General features: G+C 64.7%; 21 protein-coding genes. 6 read left to right on the top strand and 15 right to left on the bottom strand.

The genetic code is table 11. The features are described from left to right. Positions 1-9 precede the first annotated feature (9 nt). The 3 genes from hypE to hypB are packed head-to-tail and all read left to right on the top strand — an operon-like array spanning position 10 to position 2,473. A complete protein-coding gene (gene hypE / locus MRK42_RS09785) occupies positions 10-1,014 on the top strand; it encodes a hydrogenase expression/formation protein HypE (protein ID WP_338612293.1) in 1,005 nt (334 codons plus the stop codon). Between the two features lie 9 nt (positions 1,015-1,023). Next, positions 1,024-1,365 carry a hydrogenase maturation nickel metallochaperone HypA gene (hypA, locus tag MRK42_RS09780; protein ID WP_026458218.1) on the top strand — a complete coding sequence of 114 codons (342 nt, stop codon included), beginning with the start codon at positions 1,024-1,026 and terminating at the stop codon, positions 1,363-1,365. Position 1,366: 1 nt separating this feature from the next. Further along, positions 1,367-2,473 (top strand): hydrogenase nickel incorporation protein HypB, encoded by a 1,107-nt coding sequence (hypB, locus tag MRK42_RS09775; RefSeq protein ID WP_338612292.1) that lies wholly within the window; start codon positions 1,367-1,369, stop codon positions 2,471-2,473. Positions 2,474-2,759: 286 nt separating this feature from the next. On the opposite strand, the gene MRK42_RS09770 is transcribed toward hypB, so the two are convergent. The 15 genes from MRK42_RS09770 to MRK42_RS09700 form a co-directional block, all read right to left on the bottom strand. Next, a complete protein-coding gene (locus tag MRK42_RS09770; protein ID WP_338612291.1) occupies positions 2,760-3,398 on the bottom strand; it encodes an ATP-binding cassette domain-containing protein in 639 nt (212 codons plus the stop codon). Then, positions 3,398-4,186: an ATP-binding cassette domain-containing protein gene (locus MRK42_RS09765; protein WP_338612290.1), complete on the bottom strand. Its 789-nt coding sequence runs from the start codon at positions 4,184-4,186 to the stop codon at positions 3,398-3,400. Before MRK42_RS09765 ends, MRK42_RS09770 begins: the two co-directional genes overlap by 1 nt. A gap of 70 nt (positions 4,187-4,256) precedes the next feature. Beyond that, positions 4,257-5,069 carry an ABC transporter permease gene (locus MRK42_RS09760; RefSeq protein WP_338612289.1) on the bottom strand — a complete coding sequence of 271 codons (813 nt, stop codon included), beginning with the start codon at positions 5,067-5,069 and terminating at the stop codon, positions 4,257-4,259. After that, positions 5,059-6,063 (bottom strand): ABC transporter permease, encoded by a 1,005-nt coding sequence (locus MRK42_RS09755; RefSeq protein WP_338612288.1) that lies wholly within the window; start codon positions 6,061-6,063, stop codon positions 5,059-5,061. The genes MRK42_RS09760 and MRK42_RS09755 overlap by 11 nt, the downstream gene beginning before the upstream one ends. Continuing rightward, positions 6,048-7,658, bottom strand: coding sequence for an ABC transporter substrate-binding protein (locus tag MRK42_RS09750; RefSeq protein WP_338612287.1), 1,611 nt, complete (start codon positions 7,656-7,658; stop codon positions 6,048-6,050). The genes MRK42_RS09755 and MRK42_RS09750 overlap by 16 nt, the downstream gene beginning before the upstream one ends. A gap of 108 nt (positions 7,659-7,766) precedes the next feature. Continuing rightward, entirely contained in the window at positions 7,767-8,300 is a 534-nt protein-coding gene (gene hybE / locus MRK42_RS09745) for a hydrogenase-2 assembly chaperone (RefSeq protein WP_338612286.1), read from the bottom strand. Beyond that, positions 8,282-8,812: a HyaD/HybD family hydrogenase maturation endopeptidase gene (locus MRK42_RS09740; protein ID WP_338612285.1), complete on the bottom strand. Its 531-nt coding sequence runs from the start codon at positions 8,810-8,812 to the stop codon at positions 8,282-8,284. The genes hybE and MRK42_RS09740 overlap by 19 nt, the downstream gene beginning before the upstream one ends. After that, positions 8,812-10,515, bottom strand: coding sequence for a hydrogenase 2 large subunit (gene hybC / locus MRK42_RS09735; protein WP_224209523.1), 1,704 nt, complete (start codon positions 10,513-10,515; stop codon positions 8,812-8,814). Before hybC ends, MRK42_RS09740 begins: the two co-directional genes overlap by 1 nt. Next, positions 10,512-11,699: a Ni/Fe-hydrogenase cytochrome b subunit gene (hybB, locus tag MRK42_RS09730; protein WP_026457707.1), complete on the bottom strand. Its 1,188-nt coding sequence runs from the start codon at positions 11,697-11,699 to the stop codon at positions 10,512-10,514. Before hybB ends, hybC begins: the two co-directional genes overlap by 4 nt. Then, positions 11,692-12,717 carry a hydrogenase 2 operon protein HybA gene (gene hybA / locus MRK42_RS09725; protein WP_042026456.1) on the bottom strand — a complete coding sequence of 342 codons (1,026 nt, stop codon included), beginning with the start codon at positions 12,715-12,717 and terminating at the stop codon, positions 11,692-11,694. The genes hybB and hybA overlap by 8 nt, the downstream gene beginning before the upstream one ends. A 2-nt stretch (positions 12,718-12,719) precedes the next feature. Continuing rightward, positions 12,720-13,853, bottom strand: coding sequence for a hydrogenase 2 small subunit (hybO, locus tag MRK42_RS09720; RefSeq protein ID WP_042026457.1), 1,134 nt, complete (start codon positions 13,851-13,853; stop codon positions 12,720-12,722). 832 nt (positions 13,854-14,685) lie between these two features. Next, positions 14,686-15,828 carry a glycosyltransferase family 4 protein gene (locus MRK42_RS09715; protein ID WP_338612284.1) on the bottom strand — a complete coding sequence of 381 codons (1,143 nt, stop codon included), beginning with the start codon at positions 15,826-15,828 and terminating at the stop codon, positions 14,686-14,688. Further along, on the bottom strand, positions 15,825-17,090 hold the full coding sequence (locus MRK42_RS09710) for a glycosyltransferase family 4 protein (protein ID WP_338612283.1): 1,266 nt from the start codon (positions 17,088-17,090) through the stop codon (positions 15,825-15,827). The genes MRK42_RS09715 and MRK42_RS09710 overlap by 4 nt, the downstream gene beginning before the upstream one ends. After that, positions 17,087-18,475, bottom strand: coding sequence for an O-antigen ligase family protein (locus tag MRK42_RS09705; RefSeq protein WP_338612282.1), 1,389 nt, complete (start codon positions 18,473-18,475; stop codon positions 17,087-17,089). Before MRK42_RS09705 ends, MRK42_RS09710 begins: the two co-directional genes overlap by 4 nt. Beyond that, positions 18,463-19,782 carry an oligosaccharide flippase family protein gene (locus MRK42_RS09700; protein WP_338612281.1) on the bottom strand — a complete coding sequence of 440 codons (1,320 nt, stop codon included), beginning with the start codon at positions 19,780-19,782 and terminating at the stop codon, positions 18,463-18,465. The genes MRK42_RS09705 and MRK42_RS09700 overlap by 13 nt, the downstream gene beginning before the upstream one ends. Positions 19,783-20,101: 319 nt before the next feature. Here MRK42_RS09700 and MRK42_RS09695 point away from each other — a divergent pair, with 319 nt between their 5' ends. From MRK42_RS09695 to MRK42_RS09685, 3 genes are all read left to right on the top strand, one after another. Beyond that, a complete protein-coding gene (locus MRK42_RS09695; protein WP_338612280.1) occupies positions 20,102-20,878 on the top strand; it encodes an acyltransferase in 777 nt (258 codons plus the stop codon). Continuing rightward, positions 20,875-22,074 (top strand): glycosyltransferase, encoded by a 1,200-nt coding sequence (locus MRK42_RS09690; protein ID WP_338612279.1) that lies wholly within the window; start codon positions 20,875-20,877, stop codon positions 22,072-22,074. Before MRK42_RS09695 ends, MRK42_RS09690 begins: the two co-directional genes overlap by 4 nt. Before the next feature lie 89 nt (positions 22,075-22,163). Next, positions 22,164-24,653, top strand: coding sequence for a hypothetical protein (locus MRK42_RS09685; RefSeq protein ID WP_338612278.1), 2,490 nt, complete (start codon positions 22,164-22,166; stop codon positions 24,651-24,653). The last annotated feature ends 9 nt before the right edge of the window (positions 24,654-24,662 follow it).

Raw genomic sequence — 24,662 nt, 5'->3', positions numbered from 1 at the left:
CCAGCCCCGATGAGAGAAATTCAACTTAGCCACGGCGGTGGCGGAGTGGAGATGAATCAGCTGATAAACCAGCTCTTCTTCCACCACTTTGGCAATGAGATCCTGCTGCGCGGCGAAGATGCCGCCCTGCTGCCGGTGGAGGGCCCCGTGGCCTTCACCACCGACAGCTTCACCGTCTCGCCGATCTTCTTTGAAGGGGGCGATATCGGCAAGCTGGCCATCGCCGGCACGGTCAACGATCTCGCCATGATGGGGGCCAAGCCGGAATACCTCAGTTGCAGCTTTATCATCGAGGAGGGCCTCCCTTACGCCGACCTCACCCGCATCGTCGAATCCATGGCCCGGGAGCTTGCCAAGAGCGGTGCCCGCATCGTCTGCGGCGACACCAAGGTGGTGCCCAAGGGGGCGGCGGACAAGATCTTCATCAACACCAGCGGGGTCGGCAGCTTCCCGCTGCCAGAACAGAGCCGGGGCATCTCGGTGCGCAATATCAAGGCCGGTGACGCCATCCTGGTGTCGCGGGATATCGGCAACCACGGCGCCTGCATCCTGATGGCCCGCGACGCCCTGCAGCTGGGATCGGATTTGCAAAGCGACTGCACCACCCTCTGGCCGCAAGTAGAGGCGCTGCTAAACGCGGGCCTCACCCCCCACGCCCTGCGCGATGCCACCCGGGGCGGCCTCGCCGCCGTGCTCAACGAATGGAGCAGCGCCTCCCAGGTGGCCATCGAGCTGGAAGAGTCCGCCATTCCGGTGTGCGATCCGGTGCGCGGTCTGTGCGAGCTCTACGGCTTCGAACCCTATGATCTCGCCAACGAGGGAACCATGGTGCTGGCACTACCCGCCGAGCAGGCACAAGACGCCCTGGCCATCTTGCAGCAATTCAACCCCTCCGCCAGCCAGATTGGTGTGGTTCAAGCAAGCGAGCAGCACAAGGTGATCCTGAGCAACCCCTGGGGCAGCCGCCGTTATCTGGAGCTGCCGCAAGGGGAACTGCTCCCGCGGATCTGTTAAGGAATCCCTATGCACGAAATGTCTCTGGCCATGGCCGCCATCGATCTGGCGGCCGAGCAGGCCACCCAACGGGGCTTTCACAAGGTCACCGCCCTCTGGCTCGAGATCGGCAGCTTCTCCTGTGTCGATCAGAGCACCATCGCCTTCTGCTTCGAGGCCGCCGCCAAGGGGACCGTCGTCGAGGGTGCCCGCCTGCATTTTCAGCACAAGACGGCCGAAGGCTGGTGCTACGACTGCAGCAAGACGGTGCAGCTCACCGAGCGGGGCCAGCCCTGCCCCGACTGTGGCGGATACAAATTACGCGTCGCGCAGGGCGATAGCCTGCGCATCACCGATATCGAGGTAAGTTGAAATGTGTAGCGTATGCGGATGCGGCCAGGCGCGGATCGCCGGTCACGAACATGAACACGACCATGAGCACCATCACGACCATGCTCACTCCCACCACCATGAGCACGATCATCACCCTGCCCACGGCGACCATCACGAGCATGATCACGGACAAGATGCACCGCGCACCCTGATCGTTCACCACCACTACCACCATCAGGGGGATGTCCATCACCACTACCACGGTGTGCACTTCCCCATGGAGCCGGTGCCTTATGATCATGGCCACGGGCACACCCATGATCACCCTCACGACCATCACCATGATCATGCCCATCTGCACCATCATGCTCACCCCCATCAACATCACAGTCACTCTCACGAACATGAGCATGAGCATGAGCATGAGCATGAGCATGAGCATGAGCAGGGTGATCTGCACTACGGCAAGGGGGAAGCGGGACTGTCGGTGCCCGGCATGGGACAGCGCCAGCTGATCGCCATCGAGATGGATGTGCTGGCCAAGAACAACCTGCTGGCGGCCCACAACCGCGAACACTTCGAGGCCGCCAACCAGCTGGTGCTGAATCTGGTGTCGAGCCCGGGCTCGGGCAAGACCACCTTGCTGTGCGAGACCCTGCGCCAGCTGGCAGACAAGCGCCCCTGCGCCGTGATCGAGGGGGATCAGCAGACAAGCGCGGATGCCGATCGCATCCGTGCCACCGGTGTGCCCGCCATCCAGATCAACACCGGCAAGGGTTGCCACCTGGATGCCAAGATGGTGCACGACGCCTGCCACCAGCTGCCGACCCAGGATGGCGGCCTCCTCTTTATCGAGAACGTGGGCAACCTGGTCTGCCCCGCCAGCTTCGATCTCGGCGAGAAGTACAAGGTAGCGATCCTCTCCGTCACCGAGGGGGAAGAGAAGCCCCTCAAGTACCCGGACATGTTCGCCGCCGCCCAGCTGATGGTGATCAACAAGATTGACCTGCTGCCCTACGTGAGCTTCGATGTGGCCCGCTGCATCGAGAACGCCAAGCGAGTCAACCCCTATATCCAGGTGATCCAGGTGAGCGCCACCACGGGCGAAGGGATGGAAGCCTGGTTAAGCTGGCTGGCCAACGCCTGAGTGCATACCGGTTAAAATCCGCTGATAAAAAAAAGAGGGAGGCTGATGCCTCCCTCTTTTTTACCGCGCTGTCAGTAGTCTCCCCTCACCCTACCCCTCTCCCCGAGGAGAGGGAACCGGTTCGTGGATCCCGGCAACATGCTCGAAATAGGCACAGATCCCGGGAGAGTCTCCAGGCACAATGGCCAGCCATGTTTCCCAAACCCCGAGCTCGGCGTCGAGGCACATTCCCCCCCTTTCTCCCCTGGCGGGAGAAGGGTCGGGGATGAGGGGGGAACACGGCCACTCAGGCTGCCTGATGGGCTCTTTGCTCTGCCAGCGGCGGCTCCTCGCCAACCCGGATGATGCGATGGCAGATCTGGCGCAGCAGCGCCTGCTGATGGCTGAAGATCAGCATGCCAAGCCCCCGGTTCTCGCACTCGCGTATCAGCTCGCGCCAGATCTGGCGTTGCAGTCTGGGGTCGAGCTGGGCGGTCACCTCGTCGGCGATCAGCAGCCGGGTGAGGGGATCGAGAGCACGCAGCAGGGCGATGCGGGCCAGCTCGCCGCCGGAGAGCTGGCCGGGTTTTCGGCCAAGCCATTCGGGGTTGACCAGAAAACGGGCCAACATGGCCTCGTCGGGGCGCCACACATCCCACAGCGCCTGGCCCGTACTGCGGTGGGGATTGAAGGTGAGCTCGGGGTGCTGGGGCACCAGCTGGATGGGGTGGTAGCCCTTCCATTGCCGGGGAAGCACCTTGCCATCGAGCAGCAGGGTCCCCTCGCTCGCCGGCTGCCAGCCCGCCAGCACCCGCCCGAGGGTGGTCTTGCCATGGCCGCTCGGGGCGGAAATCCCCACTCTCTCCCCGGCTCGGATGGAAAAGCTCATCGCCTGCCAGAGCGCGCGATCTCCCTGACGCACAGTCAGGTCTCGTACTTCAAACATCAGGATGCCTCCGGCGCAGAAAAGAGCGCGTTGAACTCCGGCAATGCCTGCCAGTGATCCCGCAGCATCTCGCTCCCCAGCCCCTGGCGCAGGTGGTGGCTGCTCAAGGTATCGCTCACCCGCCCCCGATGGAGCGCCACGATGCGATCGGCAAAGCGCGAGGCCAGCGCCAGATCGTGGGTAACCCAGAGGATGCCGCTGCCCTGGCTGGCGATCTCCCGCAACTGGGCCAGCAGCTGACAGGCCAGCTCCTCGTCGAGCCAGGCGGTGATCTCGTCCGCCAGGATAAAGCGGGCGCCGCTCAAGGCCGCGGTGCAGGCCAGGATGCGCTTGGCCATGCCGCCGGAGAGCTGGCGCGGATAGCGCGCCAGGGTCGCGGGGGGTAGCTGGTAGCGCGCAAGCTGCGCACCAAGTTGCTCACGGGAACTGCGCTGGCCGCACAACCTGGCCGCACGGCCCAGCTGGCGCTCCACCGTCAGCAGCGGATTGAGGGCACTCACCCCCTGCGGTACATAGCAGAGGGTGTGACCGCGCAGGCGGGCCCGACTCTCGTCGCACAGGGGATCGCCGTCGAGGGCAATGGTGCCGCGCATGCGCAGGTTGTCCGGCAGCAGGGTGAGCGCGCTTTGCAGCAGCAGGCTCTTGCCCTCGCCGCTTCCCCCCACCAGCGCGACGATTTCGCCGGGGGCCAGTTGCAGGCTGATATCGGTCAGCAGCGGCCGCCACTGGCGCCGCCCCCACCAGGAGTAGTGGGCCGCCTCTATGGTCACCTTGTCGAAGGTCAGCATCGTTTACTCCCAAAAACAGTTGGATGATTGCTCTGCCGCCACGTGATCAGAATGAGGTCGCACAACGGGATCAGCATCCCTCCCCTCCGAACCAGAGCCGCTGCAGGGCGCGGGTGGCTTGATCAAACAGCAGCACCAGCAACAGCAGCATCAGACCGGGGAAGAGGGCCAGCCACCAACCGCCCCCGGCGAGATAACGCAGGGCATCGGCCAGCAGCAGACCCAGCGAGGCCTCGTGAGCCGAGAGGCCAAACCCGAGAAAACTCAGGGCGGCGCTGTGCAGCACGGCGTGGGGGAACATCAACAGGGTGCCGATAAACCACTGGGGCAAGAGCCCAGGCAGCAGGTGGGCCCGCCAGCGGCGCCAGGACCCCATCCCCTGGCAACGGGCCAGGATCATATATTCGCTGCTGGCGATGCGCCGTGCCTCGGCGCAAAGAATGAGTGCCAGCTTGGGCCAGTGGGTCAGCGCCACCGCCAGGATCACCCCGCGCATGCCGCCCCCCACGGTGAAGCAGATAAGGATCAAGAGCAGCATATGGGGCAATGCCAGCATGGCGTCGATGATCAGCCGCACCGCCACATCACAGCGCGGATGAACCAGCGAGACACTCGCCGCCACCATGGCCAGCAGGCCGCTGCACAGGGCCGTGCCGAGGCCAAGTTCGAGACTGGTGAGGGTACCCTGAAAGGCACGCTGCCAGAGATCCCGCCCCATCTGATCAGTCCCGAACCAGTGAGCCAGCGACGGCGGCTGATGGCGGGCCAGCAGATCCATGGGCACCTCGTGGGCCGAAAGCCCCCAGCCGTAGCCGGCCAGCAGCGCCAGGGCGACCAGCGCAAACCCAAGACGCAGCAGGGAGGGAAGCGGATTAAACAGCATGCTCCCCCTCCCAGCCAACATTCATGCGTGCCACCAGCAGGCGGGCGGCACTGTTGCCCAAAAAAACCAGCAGGGTGCAAAAGAGCACTATCCCCATCAGCAGGGGGATATCCCCCTTAAGCCCCGCATCCACTGTGGCCTGACCGAGCCCCGGGTAGGCGAAAACCTTCTCCGCCAGCAGCGACCCGCCAATCAGCTCGCCGAGCGAGGCAAACTGCAGGCAGAGGGCCGGGGTCAGGGCGTGGCGCAGCACGTGAAAGCGCAGCATGGGCCAGCCGCCATCCCCCTGCGCGCGGGCGTAGCGAATAAAGTCGCTCTCCAGCACCTCGGCCACCCGCCCCCGGGTGTGCAAGGCGATGTTGCCCATCCCCAGCAGGGCGAGCGTTGTCACCGGCAGCACCAGATGCCGGGCTCGCATGGCCCAGTCCGCCTCATTAGCCGACAGACCCGGCGACCAGGCGCAGCAGACCGGCAGCCAAGGCCAGTGCACCGCAAACAGCGCCAGCAGCAAGAGGCCGACCCAGAAGGTGGGCAGGGAGGCAAGCAGGTAAGCAAAACGGCAGATGAGGCGATCCGGCCAGCGGTTGAGGTAACGACCGGCGCACAGGCCCAGCAATATGCCCAGCGAGCCCGACAGCAACCAGGCCCCCCCCAGCAGCAGGAAAGAGGCGGCAAAGCGACTGCCGATCACCTCACCCACAGGCGCGTTGTAGAGCATGGAGTAGCCCAGATCCCCCTTGAGCACCTGGGTAAACCAGTGCCAGTAGCGCTGCCACAGGGGCTGATCCAGCCCCCAGCGGGCGGCGATGCGGGCGTACTGCTCGGGGGGCACGTGCAACAGATCGTTGCCGATATAGGCCTTGACGGGATCGATGGGGGAATAGCTCAGGAGCACGAAGGTCCCGAGCGATACCAGACACAGGAGCCCTGCCAGACGCAGCAGGGCTTTCAGAGTTGCAGTCATCATAGTGGACGAACTTAGCGGCACGTCCACCGCCAATCTTGCAGGTTGCCCAGCAAAGACCAGCTGCCGTGGATCTCCGGCGCCCCCTTGCCAAGGTCGATGCAACTATTGGCGAGATAGGTGTGCTGCACATTGAGCAGCCAGGCCCAGGCGGCATCCCCCTGCACTCCGGCACCGGTTTTGCCATCCCACTCCACCTGCTGCCAGAACGGCACCGCCGCCTGCCAATCGGGGGCATCCAGCGCCTGCTTGAGATAAGCATCCACCACCGGATTTTGGTAATAACCCGGGTTGTAGAACTCCACCCCGGCAGAGGCGCTCTGGTAGTGGTGATAGAGCTCCATGGGATCCAGGCTCCCCCACCCCATCAGCACAGGATTGGCGTGCATCTCGCGCTCCACCTGCTCCCAGCTGCCGGACTTGAGGCTCACCTCAAGGCCGATGGGTTTGAGCATGGCCCGCACCGCCTCGGCCAGATCCCGCCGGGTGCTGTCGCCGCTGGTATACCAGAGGGTGAAGGCGGCGCGCTGGTCGCCCTTGCGGCGAATGCCATCTTCCCCTACCTGCCAGCCCGCCTCATCCAGCAGGGCGTTGGCACGGGCGACATCCCCGTCCTTGAAGGCGGTCGCCTTGCCCTGCCAGGGCAGCCCCTCCACCGCGCTGTAGGCAGGGATGGCGTGCCCTTCCAGCAACTGGTCGGCGAGCAGCTTACGATCGATGGCATAGTTGATGGCCCTGCGCACCGCCACATCCGAGGTCACGTCGTTGCCGACGGGGTTGCCATTGGCATCCTTGCTACCCGCAGGCGGAATGGGGAAGACGATGCCGCGGTTCTCCACGCTCGGGCGCACCCAGAGCTTGAGGGTGTCGGGCACGGTGGGCGCCAGCGAAGGGGCGATGCGCACCAGGTCAAGCTGACTGCTCCGGGCGGCGGCATAGGCGCTCTCTTCATCGATAAAGACGAACACCAGCCGTTTGAAGTCGTTGTTGCCACCGGCGTAATAGGGGTTCGCCTCCACCACCAGCTGCTGGCCGGGCAAAAAGCTCACCAGCCGGTAGGGACCGGCGCCGACGGGATGGCGGGCGTAAGCCTTGGGATCGTAATCCTTCTTCGAGACGATACCCAAAGAGCCCAAGACGTTGACGAAGGTACTCTGGGGGGCGCTCAAGGCAATCTCCACCTGGGTGGGCGACACCACTTTGGCCGAGACGAAGTTGCCCATGTCGATCTTGCCGCCGCCTTTGGCCGCGCTGTTGTAAGTGAATGCCACGTCCTCGGCGGTGAGCGGCGCGCCGTTGGAGAATTTCAAGTTGGGTTTCAAGGTGACGAGCCACCCCTTGCCATCCTTGCTCGGGATCACCGACTCGGTCAGCACACCCTGCCAGCTCAAGTCTGCATTCTGCTTGAGCAGTGGGCTGTGCAGCAGCAGGTAGCTGCCGTGACTCCAGCCAAGCAGGGGGTCAAACCCTTCGGTGGGTTCGCTACCGATGGCGAGTTTGAGCTCGGCGGGGACGGGTTGTGAGGCAGCCAGGACGGCCTGAGAGCCAACCCCCAGCAACAGGGCCAACAGGGCGGCTGCGCCGCGACGCAAACCGCTGACCTGACCATAACCTTGCATTGTCATGTGATCCCTTCTCTGTTTTGTCACTCATCGCGGGCAACAATTCGCCGGCGAAAGATGCGAGTGAGGGGCCAAAACGGCCCCTATTCTAAACCTGATGACGGATGAAACCTAACGCTCGGCGCCAGCGGCACCCGGCAGGCGCCGGCAACCAAACAGCCGTCGGCGCCCCAGATCCACGGCGCCACCGCCCTGTTGTACCGGCAGCGAGAGCAGCATCTTGAGGGTGCTGCTCACCAGCGCCCGCCCCTCCTCGGCCCCAAGGTGGGGATCGAGGGGAGACATGAGCGAGCAGGCCAGCAGCTGCCCCGTCTCCGGCAACTCCCCCACCATAAAGGTCATGTTGCCGCAGGGCAGTTGCAGCGCCAGGCGCGAGGCGACGGGGCGCAGCGGCCAGAGCTGATCCGGCCCGGGCAATACCACCACGCTCAGCATCCAGGGGGTGAGCACGCAGCCGAGCCACTGCCCCTCAAACGCCACGCACTCGGCCACAACCGGTATGCCCTGGCGATAAAAGGGCAGTGTCTGCATCTCGTCCCGGGCGATGCGCTGGTACTGGGCCACCAGCAAGGGAGCCGGGTTTTCGGCAAGACCGGCAAACTCGGCCACGCCGGCGGGTGCCTCGCTTAAATGGGACTGCGCCATAGGCCCTCCTTGTGCATCTCTGCCCGCTCCTCTTCAGAGAGCGCAATGGCCGGAGTACCGAGCTCGGCCAGCAGGGTCAAAATCCGCCCCTTGGCCTCCTCCATCGCCGCCGCCACCACGGGGGTGAGGCCGATATGGGGTTCGAGGGACTCGGGTTCGACCCCGATCAGGGTGAGCCGCTTGGGCGACTCCCCCGTCATGTGCAGTGCCGAGAGCACATCCGCCAGCCCCAGCTGATGGGGGGAGATCTTGCGGCCAAACAGGGTCGGGATCTCCTCATCCTTCAGGGTCACCACGGTGCCGGGGGGATTGCCGCTTCGCACCGCGTCCGCCAGTATGATGTGATCGCGGCTCGCCATGGCCTCCAGCAGCTCCATGCCGGCGGTGCCGCCGTCGAGCAGCTCGATGCCGGGGGCGAAGCGGTATTCGCGCCCCAGCGCCTCGAGGATGCGCACCCCCACCGCCTCGTCGCTCAACAGCAGGTTGCCCACTCCCAGGATCAGGGTATTCATCACAGCACCTTCACCTGGGTCACGTCGCCATTTTGGGTATCCACTACGTGGACCGCGCAGGACATGCAGGGGTCAAAGGAGTGGATGGTGCGCACCACCTCGAGAGGCTTGGCGGGATCGGCCACCGGGGTGCCCACCAGGGACTGCTCGTAGGGGCCGGGCTCATCGTTGAAGTTGCGCGGACCCGAGTTCCAGGTCGAAGGCACCACCGCCTGATAGTTGGCGATCTTGCCCTCCTTGATGACCACCCAGTGGGAAAGCATGCCACGCGGGGCCTCTTCAAAGCCCACGCCACGAAACTCCTTGTCCGCCGGGATTTCCGCCTTGATATAGGCGGTGGTGTCCCCCTTGCCAATGTTCTCCACCAGCGCCTGCCACTGGTGCGCCAGGGTGTCTTTGAGCACGCAGCAGCGCACCGCCCGGCCTATGATGCGGCCCATGGTGGAGTGCAGTTGCTCGGGCTTGATGGCCGCCCCGGTGAGGGTCTTGTAGACCCCATTGAGCTGATCAAAATGGGCCACTGTGTCCGGGTGCTTGGCCGCGAGTTTCACCAAGAGGTCTGCGAGCGGCCCTACTTCCACCACCTTGCCGTAGAAGGTGGGGGATTTGACCCAGGAGTACTTGCCGTCATCCTGCCAGCCGGTGTAGTTCGGCTCGGTCTTGCCCTCCCAGGGCTTGAGGGGTTCGTCATCCTTGTACCAGGCGTGCTTGTTGCTCTCGGCGATGCCATCCATCAGCCAGGCATCCTGGTGACTCTCGATGGGACGATAGTTCGCCAGATCGCCGTTCTCGATGTAGCCGCCCGGCATCAGGAAGCTGCCGCCGTTGCCGTCGGTGGGGAGCTCAGGCACGCTCAGGTAGTGTTTGGCCCCCTGCCCCAGGGTCAGCCACTCGGGATAGTGGGCGGCGATGATGGCGGCGTCCACCTTGTAGACCTGCTCGATAAACTCGCCGAGGCGATCGATGAAGCTCTTCACATACATGAGGCGCTCGAGGTTGAGCACACTCGGCGCATCCAGGTTGATGGGGTTGGCGACACCGCCCACCGCCAGGTTCTGGATGTGGGGGGATTTGCCCCCCAGGATGGCGACAATGCGGTTGGCATCGCGCTGGCACTCCAGGGCTTGCAGGTAGTGGGCCACGGCGATGAGGTTCACCTCCGGGCTCAGCTTCATCTCCTTGTGACCCCAGTAGCCGTTGGCAAAGATGCCGAGCTGGCCGCTCGCCACCAGGGCGCGGATCTTGTCCTGCACCTTGGTCAGCTCATCGGCGCTGTTGAGGGACCAGGTCGATACCCCCTTGAGCATGTCCGCCGCCTTCTGCGGGTTGGCCTGCAGGGCCGCGGTGATGTCCACCCAGTCCAGCGCGGAGAGCTGGTAGAAGTGAACGATGTGATCGTGAATGTTGTGAGCCGCGATGATGAGGTTGCGGATGTACTGGGCATTGACCGGCACCTTGGCGCCGATGGCATTCTCCACCGCCCGCACCGAGGCGATGGCGTGGATCGAGGTACAGACCCCGCAAATGCGCTGCACTATCATCCAGGCATCGCGCGGGTCGTTGCCCTTGACGATCTCTTCCATCCCGCGCCACATGGTGCCGGATGACCAGGCTTTGGTCACTTTTCCGCCTTCGATTTCACAGTCGATACGCAGGTGCCCCTCGATGCGGGTGATGGGGTCTATGGTGATACGTTGGCTCATACGTTGGCTTTCCCTCGGGCCTGATAATCTTGGTGAACACGTTCAAGTGATGGCAGTACCGGCAACAGCCGGATCAGCAGCAAATAGGCACACACTTCGATGGCAACGAAGCCAAGGGAGATCAGCACCTCCTCGGTGCTGGGGAAGTAGTGATAGCCATTGCCGGGGTTGAAGGCGAGCAGGGAGTAATCCAGTCGCCAGAGGGCCGAGCCCAGCAACATGCTGAGTGCCCCCAGGAACAACATGCGCGAGTCGCGGCGGCTCTTGTCCCAGTGGAACACCAGCAGCGGGAAGATCATCAGCGCAATCTCGCTCCAGAACATGATGGAGTAGCGACTCCACTCTGAGAGGTACTCCGACTTGTCGTGGATGACGATCTCCGCAAAGCGCAGGGCCACAAACAGGATCAGGAAGATGTCGATCACCTGGGTCAGTTTGTAGAAGAGCGGCTTCTCGTTGGGGCCGCGCCCCGCCAGTCCCGCCTGCACCAGGGATCCCTCAAACACGACGATGGAGAAGCCCATGATGAAGGCGGTCAACAAGGAGAAGACCGGCAGCAGCTCGTAGCTTTGCCAGAGCGGATGGATCTTCTCCCCCGCCACTATCATCAATGACCCCATGGAGGACTGGTGCATGGTGGGCAGCAGGGCCCCGAGCGCCAGGATGAAGAACATGATCTTGTTGAGCCGCGCCATGGAGGTCTTCCAGCCGAACTTCTCCAGCAGCACGGGTGCGAACTCCAAGGCCATCACACCGATGTAGATGGTCATGCAGACCGCCGTCTCGAACAGCACCGAGGAGGTGTTGAAGTGACCCGGCAGGTAGAAGTACGGCAGGTTCCAGTAACGACCCACGTCGATGGTGATGGAGAGCCCCCCCAGGGAATAACCAAAGAGGCTCGCCAGCAGCGCCGGACGCACCAGGGGGTGATACTCGCCCCGGTTGAAGACGTAGACGGCCCAGGCCAGTGCCCAGCCACCGCAGGCGAAACCGGTACCGATCAGCAGATCAAAGGAGATCCACAGACCCCAGGGGTAGCCCCCGTTGAGATCGGTGACCGAGCCCAGCCCGAAAAACAGTCGCTTCAAGATCAGCATGCCGCACAGCACGGCGAAGGGCGCGAGCACCAGCACCGGCCAGCTGACCAGCTTGCCGCCGAGCGGATGCGCCTTGTGATTACTCATGATCCTTGCCTCCCTTGTCACTACCCTGATCGTGGCCTGCATCATGGTGGTGATCGTGGCCGTTCTTCTTGGTATTGCGGCGGATCAGCACCGAGAGGCCGGTCAGCACCACCATGGGCAGCACCATCCCCTTGTAGAGGGTGTGCTGGATATGCTCGGAGCGGGCGCCGGAAGAGAGCTCCGGCAGATCGGGCATGTCGAGCTTGGTGTAGGGCACGCCGGCCAGCACCAGCACCTGGGTGCCGCCGCCCTCTTTCTCGCCATAGACGTAGGGCTGGTAGTTGGGCACTTGGTGCAGGTAAGGGTCATTGGCCTGCAGGGTCTGGCGTGGATAGGCGTATTCGCTGCCGGGGGGCGCCAGCAGACGGCGCTTGGCCTCGGCCAGCAGCTCTTCACGGGTACCGAAGATAACGGCGCCGGTGGGGCACACCTCGACACAACCGGGCAGTTTGCCCTGATCGATCCGCTCAAGCCCCTTCTGGTTGCACAGCTCGCACTTGTGAATGGCGCCCAGGGGGTTGTCGTACTCGTATTTGGGTACGTCGTAGGGGCAGCCCACCATGCAGTAGCGGCAACCGGTACAGACGTCCGGGTCGTAGTGGACGATGCCGGTCTTGGGATCCTTTTTCAGGGCCTGCACCGGGCAGACGGAGACACAGTTGGGATCGACGCAGTGCATGCACTGCTTCTTGATGTAGGCGTAGCCATCCACCAGCTGATCCTTGTGCTCCCCGGTGCCGCTTCGCCACACCTGGATGATGTTGTTGGTGTAGGGGGTCAGCTTGTCGTTGTTGGACCAGATCTGATCGCCGGCCGGATTGGCCGGGTTGCCGTTCAGGCGCTGACACTCCGCCACGCAGGCCTGACAACCGACGCAGAGGGTGGAGTCGTACAGCATGCCCAGCGCCCCGGGTATGGGCGGGTTGTTCTGGGCGCCCGCGAGGGCGTTGCCGGAAACGGTGGTGCCCGCCGCCAGTGCACCGACGGAGGCGAATTTGAGGAAATTGCGTCTGTTCACGGTTACTCCTCCCGTGATGGGTGCTGCCCGGCTTCGTGGCGCTTCTGCTGGCGACCGAGTTCACGCACCGTCATCAGACTCACCCCGACCAGCACCCCGAGGGCGCCACCGATGAGACCGCTGGCCGTCGGGGTGATGTGTCCCCCTTCCTGGATGGCCACGTCGGGCTTTTCTGCCCGCGGGGTGGGATTTTCCACCTTGGCGAGCTGGAAGATCCCCTTGCTAAAACCCACCCCCTGCTCGTTGCAGCCGTAGCAGGGATGGCCAATACCCACCGGCCAGATGCCGCCGCCGATGTCGCAGAACTCCAGAGTCGAGCAGTTGCCGTAAGTTTCGGGGCCCTTGCAACCCAGGTGATAGAGGCACCAGCCCTGACGGTGGCCCTCGTCGCCAAACTCCTTGGCAAAGCGGCCGGCATCGAAGTGGGGGCGACGCTCGCAGTTTTCGTGGATGAGCCGTTCGTAGGCAAACAACGGGCGCTTCTTGGCATCCAGCGCCGGCAGCTTGCCGTAGGTGATGTAGTAGGCCACCGTGGTGAGGAAGTTGTGGGGGTTGGGCGGGCAACCCGGAATATTGATGATGGGAGTGCCGATATTGCCGAGGGCCTCTTCCAGGCTCACGGCCCCGGTGGGGTTGCCACCGCTGGCGGGTACCCCGCCCCAGGCGGAGCAGGAGCCGATGGCGATGACTGCGGCCGCGTCGGCTGCGGCGCGGCGAATGTGATCGACGATGGGTTCACCGGCCACCATGCAGTAGATGCCGCCATCTTTGAGCGGAATGGAGCCATCCACCACCAGCACGTACTTGCCCTTGTAACGCTCGATGGCGTTGTGCTTGTTCTGTTCCGCCTGATGGCCAAAGGCCGCCGAGAGCACCTCGTGATACTCGAGCGAAATGGTGTTGAGGATCAGGTTCTCTATGGTGGGGTGAGTGGCACGGAGCAGCGATTCGGTACAACCGGTACACTCCTGCGCGCCGATCCAGATCACCGGAGGCCGCTCGGGGCTGGTGAGTGCCGTGGCCATCTGGGCCACCGCATGTTGACTTAATCCCAGGGTTGCGGCCATCCCGGCGCACAATTTCATAAAATCACGGCGACTAATTCCATGAGCCGATAAAAAATTATCCTCGACCATTCTTCTTATTCCCGTTTGTGAGCACTTGTTTAAATGCTTAGTAACGGAAATGCTAAGGATTCACTCCCCCTGCTATATTGATCTCCATCAATTCCCTTGGGGTTACCCATATATTCCGGGCGAGTTACATCACAAATAACCTCATTTACCCCCAAAGGGATACTTAATGCCCCGTGGTTTTTATAATTTTAATTGGATATTAATTAATTAATCAAAGAGGCAAAGCTTGTTCTTTTTTATTTTATTTAACACATCGTAAAGTGGTTCAAACAGGCTTATTTAACAGACTGTTTTCTTGCCATAACTGGCTAATGATATATACCTTTAGCCATTATGCTGCATATATGCCACCGCCCCCAGCCAGGGCTTACGCCTCCTAACTCCATGGCTGACGGACAGCGCCGCAGACCTTGCCAAACCTGGCGTTCAGAGTATCCTGGCACGACTTCCCTCCCTCTAACAAACTGCTCCAGATGAGGGCGACAACCATGAATAGTAGATATTAAGAGGCAGCTATAGGGGATCTCATCGGCAATAAAATGCATCAGCATTCAAATTTTCAGTGTGAATAAAGGCTGGCCTTCAGGAGAGCAGACAATCATTTAAACTGATTTATAACCTGGTCGTTAACCATTGAAAAACACTGATGTTAACACCTGAAACAGAAACATTTACCTTCACGTCACCTTGCCGGATTGACCAAGACGTAAATAGATAGAACGCCTTCGCGATATTGATAATAATTCTTGTTTCATGGAGGCGTACACTATTAGCGAGTTGCACTTTCGCCCCCTTTAAATATGTTGCGCAACAGCACGCTGATTGCTTTTTATCAGCGAAGCAGCCTCTCCCAACCGTCCACCACACCGGCATAGGTCTGCCCCGCTCGGTACCCGGCACCTGCCAGCTGGCGAGCGTTGGCGCCAAGCGCGCTGACCCGCGCCGGATCCGCCTGCAGGGCACCAAGAACCCGGGCCAGATCCTCCGCATCTCCCGGCAGGTATTTGCAGCAATGGATGCCATCGCCAAGCTGCCTGTCCCACCAGGCCCCGTCGGCAGGGATCACCACGCACAGGCCGGCAGCCATCGCCTCCAGAATGGAGAGACCGAACGGCTCCTGATGGCTGGTCGAGACGAAGATGCCGCAGCGGGCGCGGATCTCGTCCAGATTGGCGGGATTGGCATGCCAGCGGGTATCGGGCAGATCCGGTCTCGGCTGGCTGCAGGGCTGCAAGGTTCCCCTGGGCTGCAGGTAGCAGACCTCCAGTTCGGGACGTGGCCCGCTCATGGCCTGATGGGCCGCCAGCATGGTTTCCAATCCCTTCCAGCGCAGCAAAGAGGCCGCCCACAGGATACGGGTACCGCCCCGGGTGGCCGTTGGCCACTGCTCATCACCGAGACCATTGGTGAAAGGTTGCCAGTGGGCGGGAAACGCCGACTCGCCGAGCCGGTTCAACAGCGCCCCGAGGGAGGGGCGGCAGCTCTCGAGATAACAGACCTGGCTGGCTCGTCGCAACGCGCGCGCCGAGAGGCCGGAGCAGCCAACCGGCCCGTGGATAAGCTGCACCACGGGAATGCCGAGCACCCTGGCCGCCCAGTAGCTGCAGAGATCCACGCCGGGGCCGGAGGCAGCCAGCAGGCAGCGCACCTGCCCCAATCGCCAACAGAGCGCCAGGATCATCAGAGTCTGCCAACCCTGCTTGAGCAGATAACCGGCCCCGGATTCGCGACCCCGCAGCCAGGAAGGGAGCCAGAGCCTGTGGTGCCGGCAACGGGGCCAGGAGTCGGGATCCTGGGTCAACACATGGCAGGCCAGCTCAGAAAATCGCCCGGCCAGCTCCTCCAGCATCACCTCGGTGGCCACCTTGGAGCCACCGCGAAAGGAGATGGGATCCACCAGCACCAGCTTTCCCCCCTTCCGAGCCCCGCCTTTTTGCTCTGCCTTCCCGGCAGCCGGCTCATGGTTCTGAGTCATGATTGCACTCCTTCGTCCGATTGGATGACCGCGGCCCGGCCCCCGGCCAGCAGGCCTTCCCCCGCGAGACCCACCCTGGCCAGCAGCCGCTGGCCGAGCCAGCGCAGCATGCGTCCATAGGGAGGGCGCTCGGGATTGTCCCAGCGCCCCGCCAGCGCCGCCGACCAGAGCTCGCTCACCTTCTCCACATAACGCCGGACAGTGAACAGCTGGTTAGCCCGCTTCTGCCCTGCCCGCCCCAATCGGCTGCGCAGGGCCGGATCGCCCAATCGCTGCCAATGAGCCGCCATCTGGCGCCAGTCGCCAGGATCGGCCAGAAGACCGGTCACCGTGTGTTCCACCACCTCGGGGATCCCCCCCACCCGATAGGCGCTGACCGGCAACCCCAGCATGCCCGCCTCGGCCAACGTCAAACCAAACACCTCCTCGCGGGCGCCGGAAACCAGCAGATCCACCCCGCCCCTCAGGATGGCGGCGCTGTCGGGCCGCTCCCCGAGAAAGTGCACCCGCTCGGCCACTCCCAGGTCTGCTGCCAATGCAGTGAGCGCGGCCAGCTCGGGGCCGCTGCCAATCACCAGCAGCTGCGCCTCCTCCCCCTGTCGGGTCAGTTCGGCCAGGGAGCGGATCAGCAGGTCCACCCCCTTGCGCTTGATCAGCGACCCTATGGTGGCCAGGATCAGCTCCCCCGGCGGCAAATCCAGCATGCCGAGCACGGGCCAGTGGCGCCCTTCGCTCAGGCGCGCGCCGTCCACCCCGTTGGCGATACGAACCAGCCGGCTGTGCTCACAACCATCCTCCCGCCAGGGGGCCAGCACCGGCTGGCTCACCCCGATCAGCACGTTGGCCTGGTGTACCCGCAGGGTGAACCTGTCTCTGGGCTGATAACGGGCGTGCAGATGGCACACCAGCGGCACCTTCATCTTGCGGCACACCCCGGCCAGCCACTGGCAGGGGGCGGCGCTGTTGGCGTGCACCAGAGTGATGCCATGCTCACTTATCAGCGCCTGCGCCCGCTGGCACAGGGCCCGGTGGGCGGCCAGATCGAAGCGGGGAGCCTGCCAGCCCAGCAACAGAGAGAAAGGCTCGACCACCGCCTTCACTCCGAGGCACTCCGCCTCCTCCGCCAGCAACTGGCTGTTGCACCAGAGCAGGGGGGCAAAGCGGCTGCGATCCAGGTGAGCCAGCAGATCCAGCAGGCAGCGCTCGCTGCCACGGATCCAGTTCTCGCCGTAATGCACCAGCAAAATGGGGGTTGCGCTCATGACTCTGCTCCCTTTTCCTGTTTATCCCGCTCTGTCTCGGCCATGGCCATTTCCACTTCTCTGGCCTGCCGGACATATTTGATGGCTGCCACCGCCAGCGACAGCTCCAGATAGATGGGCCAGGTAAAGCCCTGGGTCAGGAAGGATCCCGAGATGACGAACCCCACCATGCTCGCCATCACCCCCTGCATGGCAGTCACTACTGCAGGAGGCATGCCATCCAGTGAGCAGCGCCAGGTCCGGTAGAGGGTGACCACCACCATGCCGATGAAGATGAACAGCCCCACGAAGCCGGTTTCCGCCAGCACCCCGAACCAGGTGGAGTGCACCGCGTGGTTGAGGCCATCCCAGTGGGGGCTGAAGAAGAAGTAGTTGTAGTAGAAGTTGGAGAGTCCCACCCCGATGAGCGGATGGGCCAGCGCCATGCCCCAGGCTGCCTGCCAGGCATAAAGCCGCCCCATGGCCGAGGCATCCACCCCGCTCTCCGCCGCCCCGCCGGAGGCCCTGTCGCTTATCCCGGCGGCGGCAAACAGCACCAGCAGCGCCAGGGTGCCGCACAGGATCAGCACGGTTTTCGACTGCACCCGCTGCCAGGCAAAAATGCCGCTCACCGCGCAGATCCCGAGCAGGCCGCCGCGACTCTGGGTGGCGATGATGGCGGCGGCCACCAGCACGAACCCCACCGCCCCCAGGATGCGCCCGGCCAGGCCGTTGCCCCGGTTGAGCAGCAGGCTCAAGGAGAAGCCGGCGGGAAACAGCAGCACCAGCGCCAGATCGTTGGGATCCCCCAGCACAGAACCGAGCTCGCGTCCTATGGTGACCCGGGTCCCCTCCACCAGCCCGATGCCGCTGCTCTTGTTGTAGAGCGCCACCAGCGCCACCATGCAGCCGGCCACCACGAAGGCCCGCACCGCCAGGGCGAAGTCCTCCGGCCTGCGCACCAGCCAGGCGGTGGCCAGCGTCATCAGGTAGATCTTGCTGTAGCTGCCGGTCCAGGTGGCGATCGCCTCCCCCCGGTTGCTGGCAAACAGCACCCCGATGGAGACCATCACGAAGAAGGCGGTCAACCAGCTGAGGGGCTGACTCCAGTAGGGGGTGATGCGGCCGGTGAGCAGGGTGTGCCAAACCAGGGCGCCGATGGCCGCCAGCGAGAAGAGCAGCGGGATCTTGAGGGGATAGAGCTGGGGAAACACCTCGTGCAGGCGGAAAAACGAGAAGGTGACGAACCCCAGCACCATCAGAAACGGCCAGCGCAGGGCAAACCAGATGGCGGGAATGGCCAGCCCCAGCACCGGCAGCAGCAGCGGGTGCGGCAGCCGCCACCAGAGTCCGGCCACCAGCAGGGTGGCAGTCAGCCCCCAGAGGGCGTGGCTCAGGCGGCCCATTGCCCTGCCCACCACTGGCCGAGCCACATCATGGCAAGGGAACCGGCACCGCTCGCCCACAGCGCCGAGAGGCGATATGGCAAGGGCAGCAACCGCTGGCTCACCAGATAGAAGGCGAGCGCGCGCACCAGGTAGACCAGCAGCAGGGTCCAGATCACCCCGGCCACCCCGAAGCGCGGAATGGCGAGCAAAAAGCCAATGACGCCGAGCAAACTGCATCCCAGATTGATAACCATCTGGGCCTTGCTCTCCTCCCCGCTGAAGCAACCGACATTGAGCAGGTCAGAGACGTTGCGCACCGCCATCCCCAGCACCAGCAGCGGAATATAGGCGATGGCCCCGTGGTAGCTCTCCGGGGTGAGCCAGCGAATGAGCAGGGGGGCGGTGAGCCCCACCACCCCGGCGGTGGCGAACCCCAGCACGGAGCCCAGCACGCTGTAGTGGGCGTTGAGGCGCAGGCCGTCCGGCTCCTTGAGCAGCATGAAGCGGCGCGGATACCACCAGAGGGCGAAGGGCTGCAGCAGAAGCCCCACCGCCAGTGCCAGCTTGCCCGCCACCGCGTAGTAGGCCAGCAGCGCCTCGCCGACGTGCTCGGCCAGCAGCCAGCGATCCAGCCCGCTCAAGGCAAAGCCCGCCAGCCCGCTCACCACCAGCGGCAGGCCGTAGCGCAGCAGGGGGCGGTAGTGTTGCCAGTCAAAGCGGATACCGCCATCGCGCCACTGCCAGAGGCTCAGCAGCAGCGCCAATCCGACACAGGTAAGGGTGCCGGAGGCGAGCACTCCGCTCACTCCCCAGCCAAGCCAGAGCCACCAGGCGGTCAGCAGGGACTGGATCACCGCCTTGCCGGCGGTGGCCACGAAGAAGAGACGGGCCTGATTGCGCATCCGCAGCCAGGCCAGCGGCACCCCGATCACCCCCTCGAACGGCAGGGCGCTGAGCACCCAGCGCACATCGGCAAGGCGGGTTTCGGTTGGCAGCAGTCGCTGCACCAGGGGCGCCAGCCACCAGAGCAGCACCAGGCTGGCCAGGGCGATGATCCAGACCAGGCCAAACACCCGCGCCACCACCTGCTTGCGCTCGCCCTCATCTGCCGCCATCCCGGCGAAGCGGTAGAGGGCGTCAACCAGCCCGAACCCCAGGATGAGGGAGCCCAGGTTGATGATGGTCAAGAGCACCTCCAGCTGACCATACTCCCGCGGCGCCAGCAGATGGGTCAGCACCGGCAGCATCAGCAGGGAGATCCCCTTCATCAACAAGAGGCCGGCGGCGTAATAGAGCATGGCTATCTGGTTTACTCCGAGTCTCATAGGGCCTCCCAGCCACCAGGCAACGGATCTTGGGTCATCTGTGGTCAGCCAATGCAAGGGGCACGCCAGCCGGTGCAATTCCCCGCGGAGCCCTGCATGTCGCGCTCTCGACCTTCACAGCAACGCACATCAGGCCCAAAATGAATCTGATTTTTGCGTTTTGCAGCCCGGCCGGCGCAATTTGCACAGCGCCTTGCCATCCAACCCCCTGGCAGGCGGCCGGCGTGAGCCGGCAGCATGCTGAGCGTCAGTTGGCCCGATCCCTGCTAGTGCCTGACTGGTCGGCCATGACGGCAACAGAGCCAAGGGAGAGCACACCATGAACAGCATCAGCCTGTACCGGATGAAAACCTGGGCCAAGCAGGGAGAGACGCCGCTGGCCCGCCTGCTGTGGCGCCTCGCCAAGGGGGCCCGCTGCTGGAGCTTCCCGCTCATCCCGCCCCTGCACGGCCTGCTCTATCGCCTCTATCGGCTGGCAAGCCAGACACTCGCCACCCTGACCCGCACCCTCTGGTGGACGCCGCTGTTCCAGTCCCGCCTGCGCACCCCCGCCCCCCGCCTCTACCTTTACGGCGGCATCCCCTTTATCAGCGGCCCCGTGTCAATCGAGGTGGGGGCGGATTGTCGCCTCAGCGCCGCCATGACCATCAGCGGCCGCCCCTCGAGCAAGGGGCCCGCTCTCAGGATTGGCAACAACGTCGGCATCGGCTGGCAGACCACCATCGCCGTGGGCAGCAAAGTAGTGCTCGGCGACAACGTGCGCATCGCCGGGCGCGCCTTTCTCGCGGGCTATCCTGGCCACCCGCTGGATGCCCAGGAGCGGGCCCGGGGGCTGCCGGATCGGGACGAGCAGGTCGGCGATATCGTGCTCGAGCATGACGTCTGGCTCGGCACCGGCGCCATGGTGATGGCGGGGGTGACCATAGGCGCGGGGACCGTGGTCGCCGCCGGCAGTATCGTGACCCATAGCCTGCCCGCCGGGGTGCTGGCCGCCGGGGTGCCGGCCCGGGTGCTGCGCCCCCTAGATGCACAAGATTGCCGCGACGCGCTGGCAGAGAGTGCCGCCAGCCGCCCGAGTGAGGAGAAGCAGCCATGAAACCGTCGAGCGCACAGCCCCAACTGGTGGTACTGGGGGAGGATTGGGGTCAGCACCCCTCCAGCACCCAGCACCTCATCAAGCGCCTGCTGCCGGACTATCGGGTGCTCTGGGTCAACTCCATTGGCCTGCGCCGCCCCCGCCTCAATGTGCGCGACCTCGGCCGGCTCGGTCGCAAGCTGGGGGCCGTGCTGCGCCGCCCGGCCAAGGGCCAGGCCCAGTCAACCGCCATCCAGAGCGGGCCGACCCCCCAGGTGATGCCGCCGCTGGCGCTGCCTCTGCCCGGCAGCCCGCTGGCGGGGCGGATCAACGGCCACTGGCTGGCGGCCCAGATCCGCCGCCAGCTGCCCGAGCTCGACAAGCCGCTGCTCTGGATCTCCTTGCCAAGCGCGGTGGATCTGGTGGGCAAGCTCGGCGAGCGGGCGGTGATCTACTACTGCGGCGACGACTTCTCGGCGCTCGCTGGGGTGGATCACGAAGCCATCGCCCGCTGCGAGGCCAGGCTGGTAGAAAAGGCAGACCTTATCCTGGCCGCCAGTCCGGCGCTGGCCAGCCGCTTTCCCCCCCACAAGACCCGGCTGCTGAGCCACGGGGTGGATCTCGGGCTCTTTATGCCACCCCAACCACGGCCGGCGGACCTGCCGAGCGGGCGCCCCATCGCCGGGTTTTACGGCAGCCTGAGCGACTGGATTGACGTCCCCCTGCTGGCCGACACCGCCCGCGCCCTGCCCCACTGGGATCTGGTGCTGATAGGGCCCAAGCAAACCGATCTGAGCCCGCTCGCCGGATTGCCGAACGTGCACCTGCTCGGCCCGAGACCGCACCACACCCTGGCCGCCTACGCCCAGCACTGGCAGGTGAGCCTGCTGCCCTTCGTCGACAATGCCCAGATCAGGGCCTGCAACCCGCTTAAACTGCGCGAGTATCTGGCGACCGGCCGGCCCGTGGTCAGCACCGATTTTCCGGCGCTGGACGGCTATCGGGCGCTGGTCCATCTGCCCCGCCCGGGCGACAGCCTGGCCCAGGCCATCCAGCGTGCCGCCCTCGACGCTCCCGCCCAGGACTGGTTCCAGCGCTACGAGTGGGAAGCACTGACTCGCAGCGAAGGGCGCCAGAGTCGCCAGCAGGCAGTGGCGCAGCAGAGCTGGGATCACAGGGCCTATGAGCTGAAAAACTGGCTGGCGGGGCTGCTCTGATGATCTGGCTGGCGGCGCGTTTACACAGAACATGCTGGCTACGGATACTCGGCCTGCTCACCCTCAGCCTGCCGGCCCTCTGTTTGACAATGGGAAGTTTGGCAATAGGAAGCACTGTTCTGGCGGCGAGCCGCCTTGATGGCCCCACCCCCTTGCCGCTGAGCGGCGAGCAGACGCCCCAGCGGCTCACCTTCGAGCGCCTGCCTTGGGCCGTCGGGGCGGATGATGAACTGGTGATCGAGGGTCACAATCCCGCGGCAGGCCCCCAGACCCTGATCCTGCGGGTCGATGACGCCGCCTCGGTCAACTACCGCAGCCGGGTCAATCTGGAGCGGATCATCCCCCCGGGCCCTTTTACCCTGCGCTTTTCGTTAAGCGACTGGCGCACCGCCCAGCCCAGGGCCCTGGCCCTCGACCAGCTCACCAAGCTCTATCTCTTCATGGCTGACGGGGCGGCGCCGCTCACCCTGACACGCTGGTACTGGTCCCCCGGGCTGACCTTGCCCGCCAGCACCATTGCCCTCGATTTGGGGGCGAGCGACGCCCCCCGCTTCACCGGTTTCGAGCCCCTGGCACCGGGGGATCCGCGTCTGCTTGGCCACCCCAGCCCCGTCTTGCGCCCCTCCGGCGATGCGCTGATCCGCGACGGGCTGCGCAACCTCGACGGCGTCAGGCTGAAGGTTCCCAAGGGGCGCTACCAGCTCACCCTCTGGCTCGACGATCCGGGCGAGTGGGAGTACCTGCCCCACCCCCTCGAGCGCAGCGTGTTGATCGATGGCGAGCCGGTCTGGGCCGAGCGGTGGCAGCCGGGCGAGTGGCTGGCCCAGCGCTATCTCGCCGGCCAGCAGCAGGAGGCGCTGCCCAATCCCGACCCCTGGCAGCTGTTTGGTGCCCGCCAGGGGGGGCCGGTCAGCCTGGTGCTCGAGCACCCGGGCGGCCCGCTCACCCTCACTCTGGGGGGCAACTCGCCGGATGCAAAATTCCTCGCCGGCCTGCTGCTGGCCCCCTATCCGGCGGCGGACAAGCAGGCTGACGCCAAGGCTAGCCCTCACCCGCTGGCCGAAGCCACCCGACGGGTGCTGGCCAAGCAGCGCCAGCTCTTTACGGAGAAGTGGGCCCTGGCTCCCTATTCGCTGCCAGAATCCCCCGCTCGCCTCACCCTGACCCCTATCGCCCAGGGGCAACCGACCTTGAGTGCCAGGGCCAGCTCGGCCCCCCCCGCCACTCCCGTACTGGCCGCCCAAGGCAGCCAGCTGCTGCTGGAGTTTGTCATCGAGACGCCCGAGGATGACGCCGCCCCGCTGCTGGTGATCCAGCCGCCGGCGGCCAATGGCGTTACCCTGCCGCTGACCCCCTACCACGGCCAGTGGCATCTGGTGCGCCCCCAGGCGAGCGGCACCCTGCTGCTCCCCTCGGATCAGGAGCTGGTGGAGGGGGGGGCGGGGCTCACCCTCAAGCGCTGGGTGCCAAGGCGCCTGGTGCTGCATCTTCCCATTCCACGAGATGCACCGGCGGGGCGCTATCAGGGCAACATCCAGCTGCTCAGCCACCAGCAGCTGGTGCAGTTGCCATTGGACGTCGAGGTGCTGCCCCTGATCCTGCCCGCCGCCAGCAAGCCGGTCGGCATCTACCTCGACGCGCCCCCCTACCTTGGCTGGTTCAACCAGGGCCCGGAGCTGGCCAGCGCCCAGCTGGCCGCCAGTCGCTGCGATCTGGCGCGGCTCGCCGGGCTTGGGATAAGCGGCGTGGCCCCCGCCCTACCCCAGGATGAAGCCGGGATGCGCACCACCCAGGAGGAGGCCATCGGCCTTGGTTTTCACATGCCGCTGCTGGCCTACGCTTCGCTTAAGCGCTGGGGCAGCGACACCAACAGCCGGCTCGATGCCTGGCAGCAGCGCCAGGCCGCCTTTCGCGCCCAGGGGCTGCCGCCCCTGGCCTGGAGCCTGTTTGACGAGCCCGATCTCGGCGCCCTGCCCGCCATTCAAGCCATGGCCAGCGAGATGAAGCGGCGGGATCCCGCCGTGGTGCGGGCCGGTCACTTCAACCATCCAGCCCAGGCGCCCTTGCTTGGCGAGGTGGAGATAGCCCTGGTCAACGCAGGCTTTGGCGCCGACAAGGCCGATGTGGAACGGGTGAGGGCCGCCGGGGCCACCCCCTGGTTTTACAACCTCGGCACCCCGCGCGCCGCCGGCTTCTACCTCTGGCAGAGCGGGGCCGAGGGCTATCTGCAGTGGCACGGGCGCATGCCCACCGCCCTGCCCTACGACCCCACCGACGGGCGCGAGAGCGACTTTCTGCTGCTGGGCCCGCAGGCCTGCGAGGCTCATCGCCTCTCCTACGATCTGCTGCTGCTGCAACAGGGCATCGAGGATCTGCGCTGGCTCGCCTGGCTCGAGCAGGCGGCGCGCCAACAGGTGGAGGCGGCCCTGCTGCTGCAGCGACTGCGCGAGGCGGTGCCCAGCCGCTGGCAGCAGGCCGAAGCACTCCCCGCCAACCGCTGGGCCAGCTTTCGCGGCGAGATTGAACAACTGGCCAAGCGCTTGAAAACATTGCAAACTGGAGCCAATTCATCCCCCTGACTGGCCAGC

Source organism: Aeromonas sp. 19NY04SH05-1, assembly GCF_040581895.1.
In the GTDB taxonomy this organism is placed as follows: Bacteria; Pseudomonadota; Gammaproteobacteria; order Enterobacterales; family Aeromonadaceae; genus Aeromonas; species Aeromonas enteropelogenes.
Note: the sequence above shows the minus strand (reverse complement) of the source record. Positions and strands in the feature narration are given on the sequence as shown.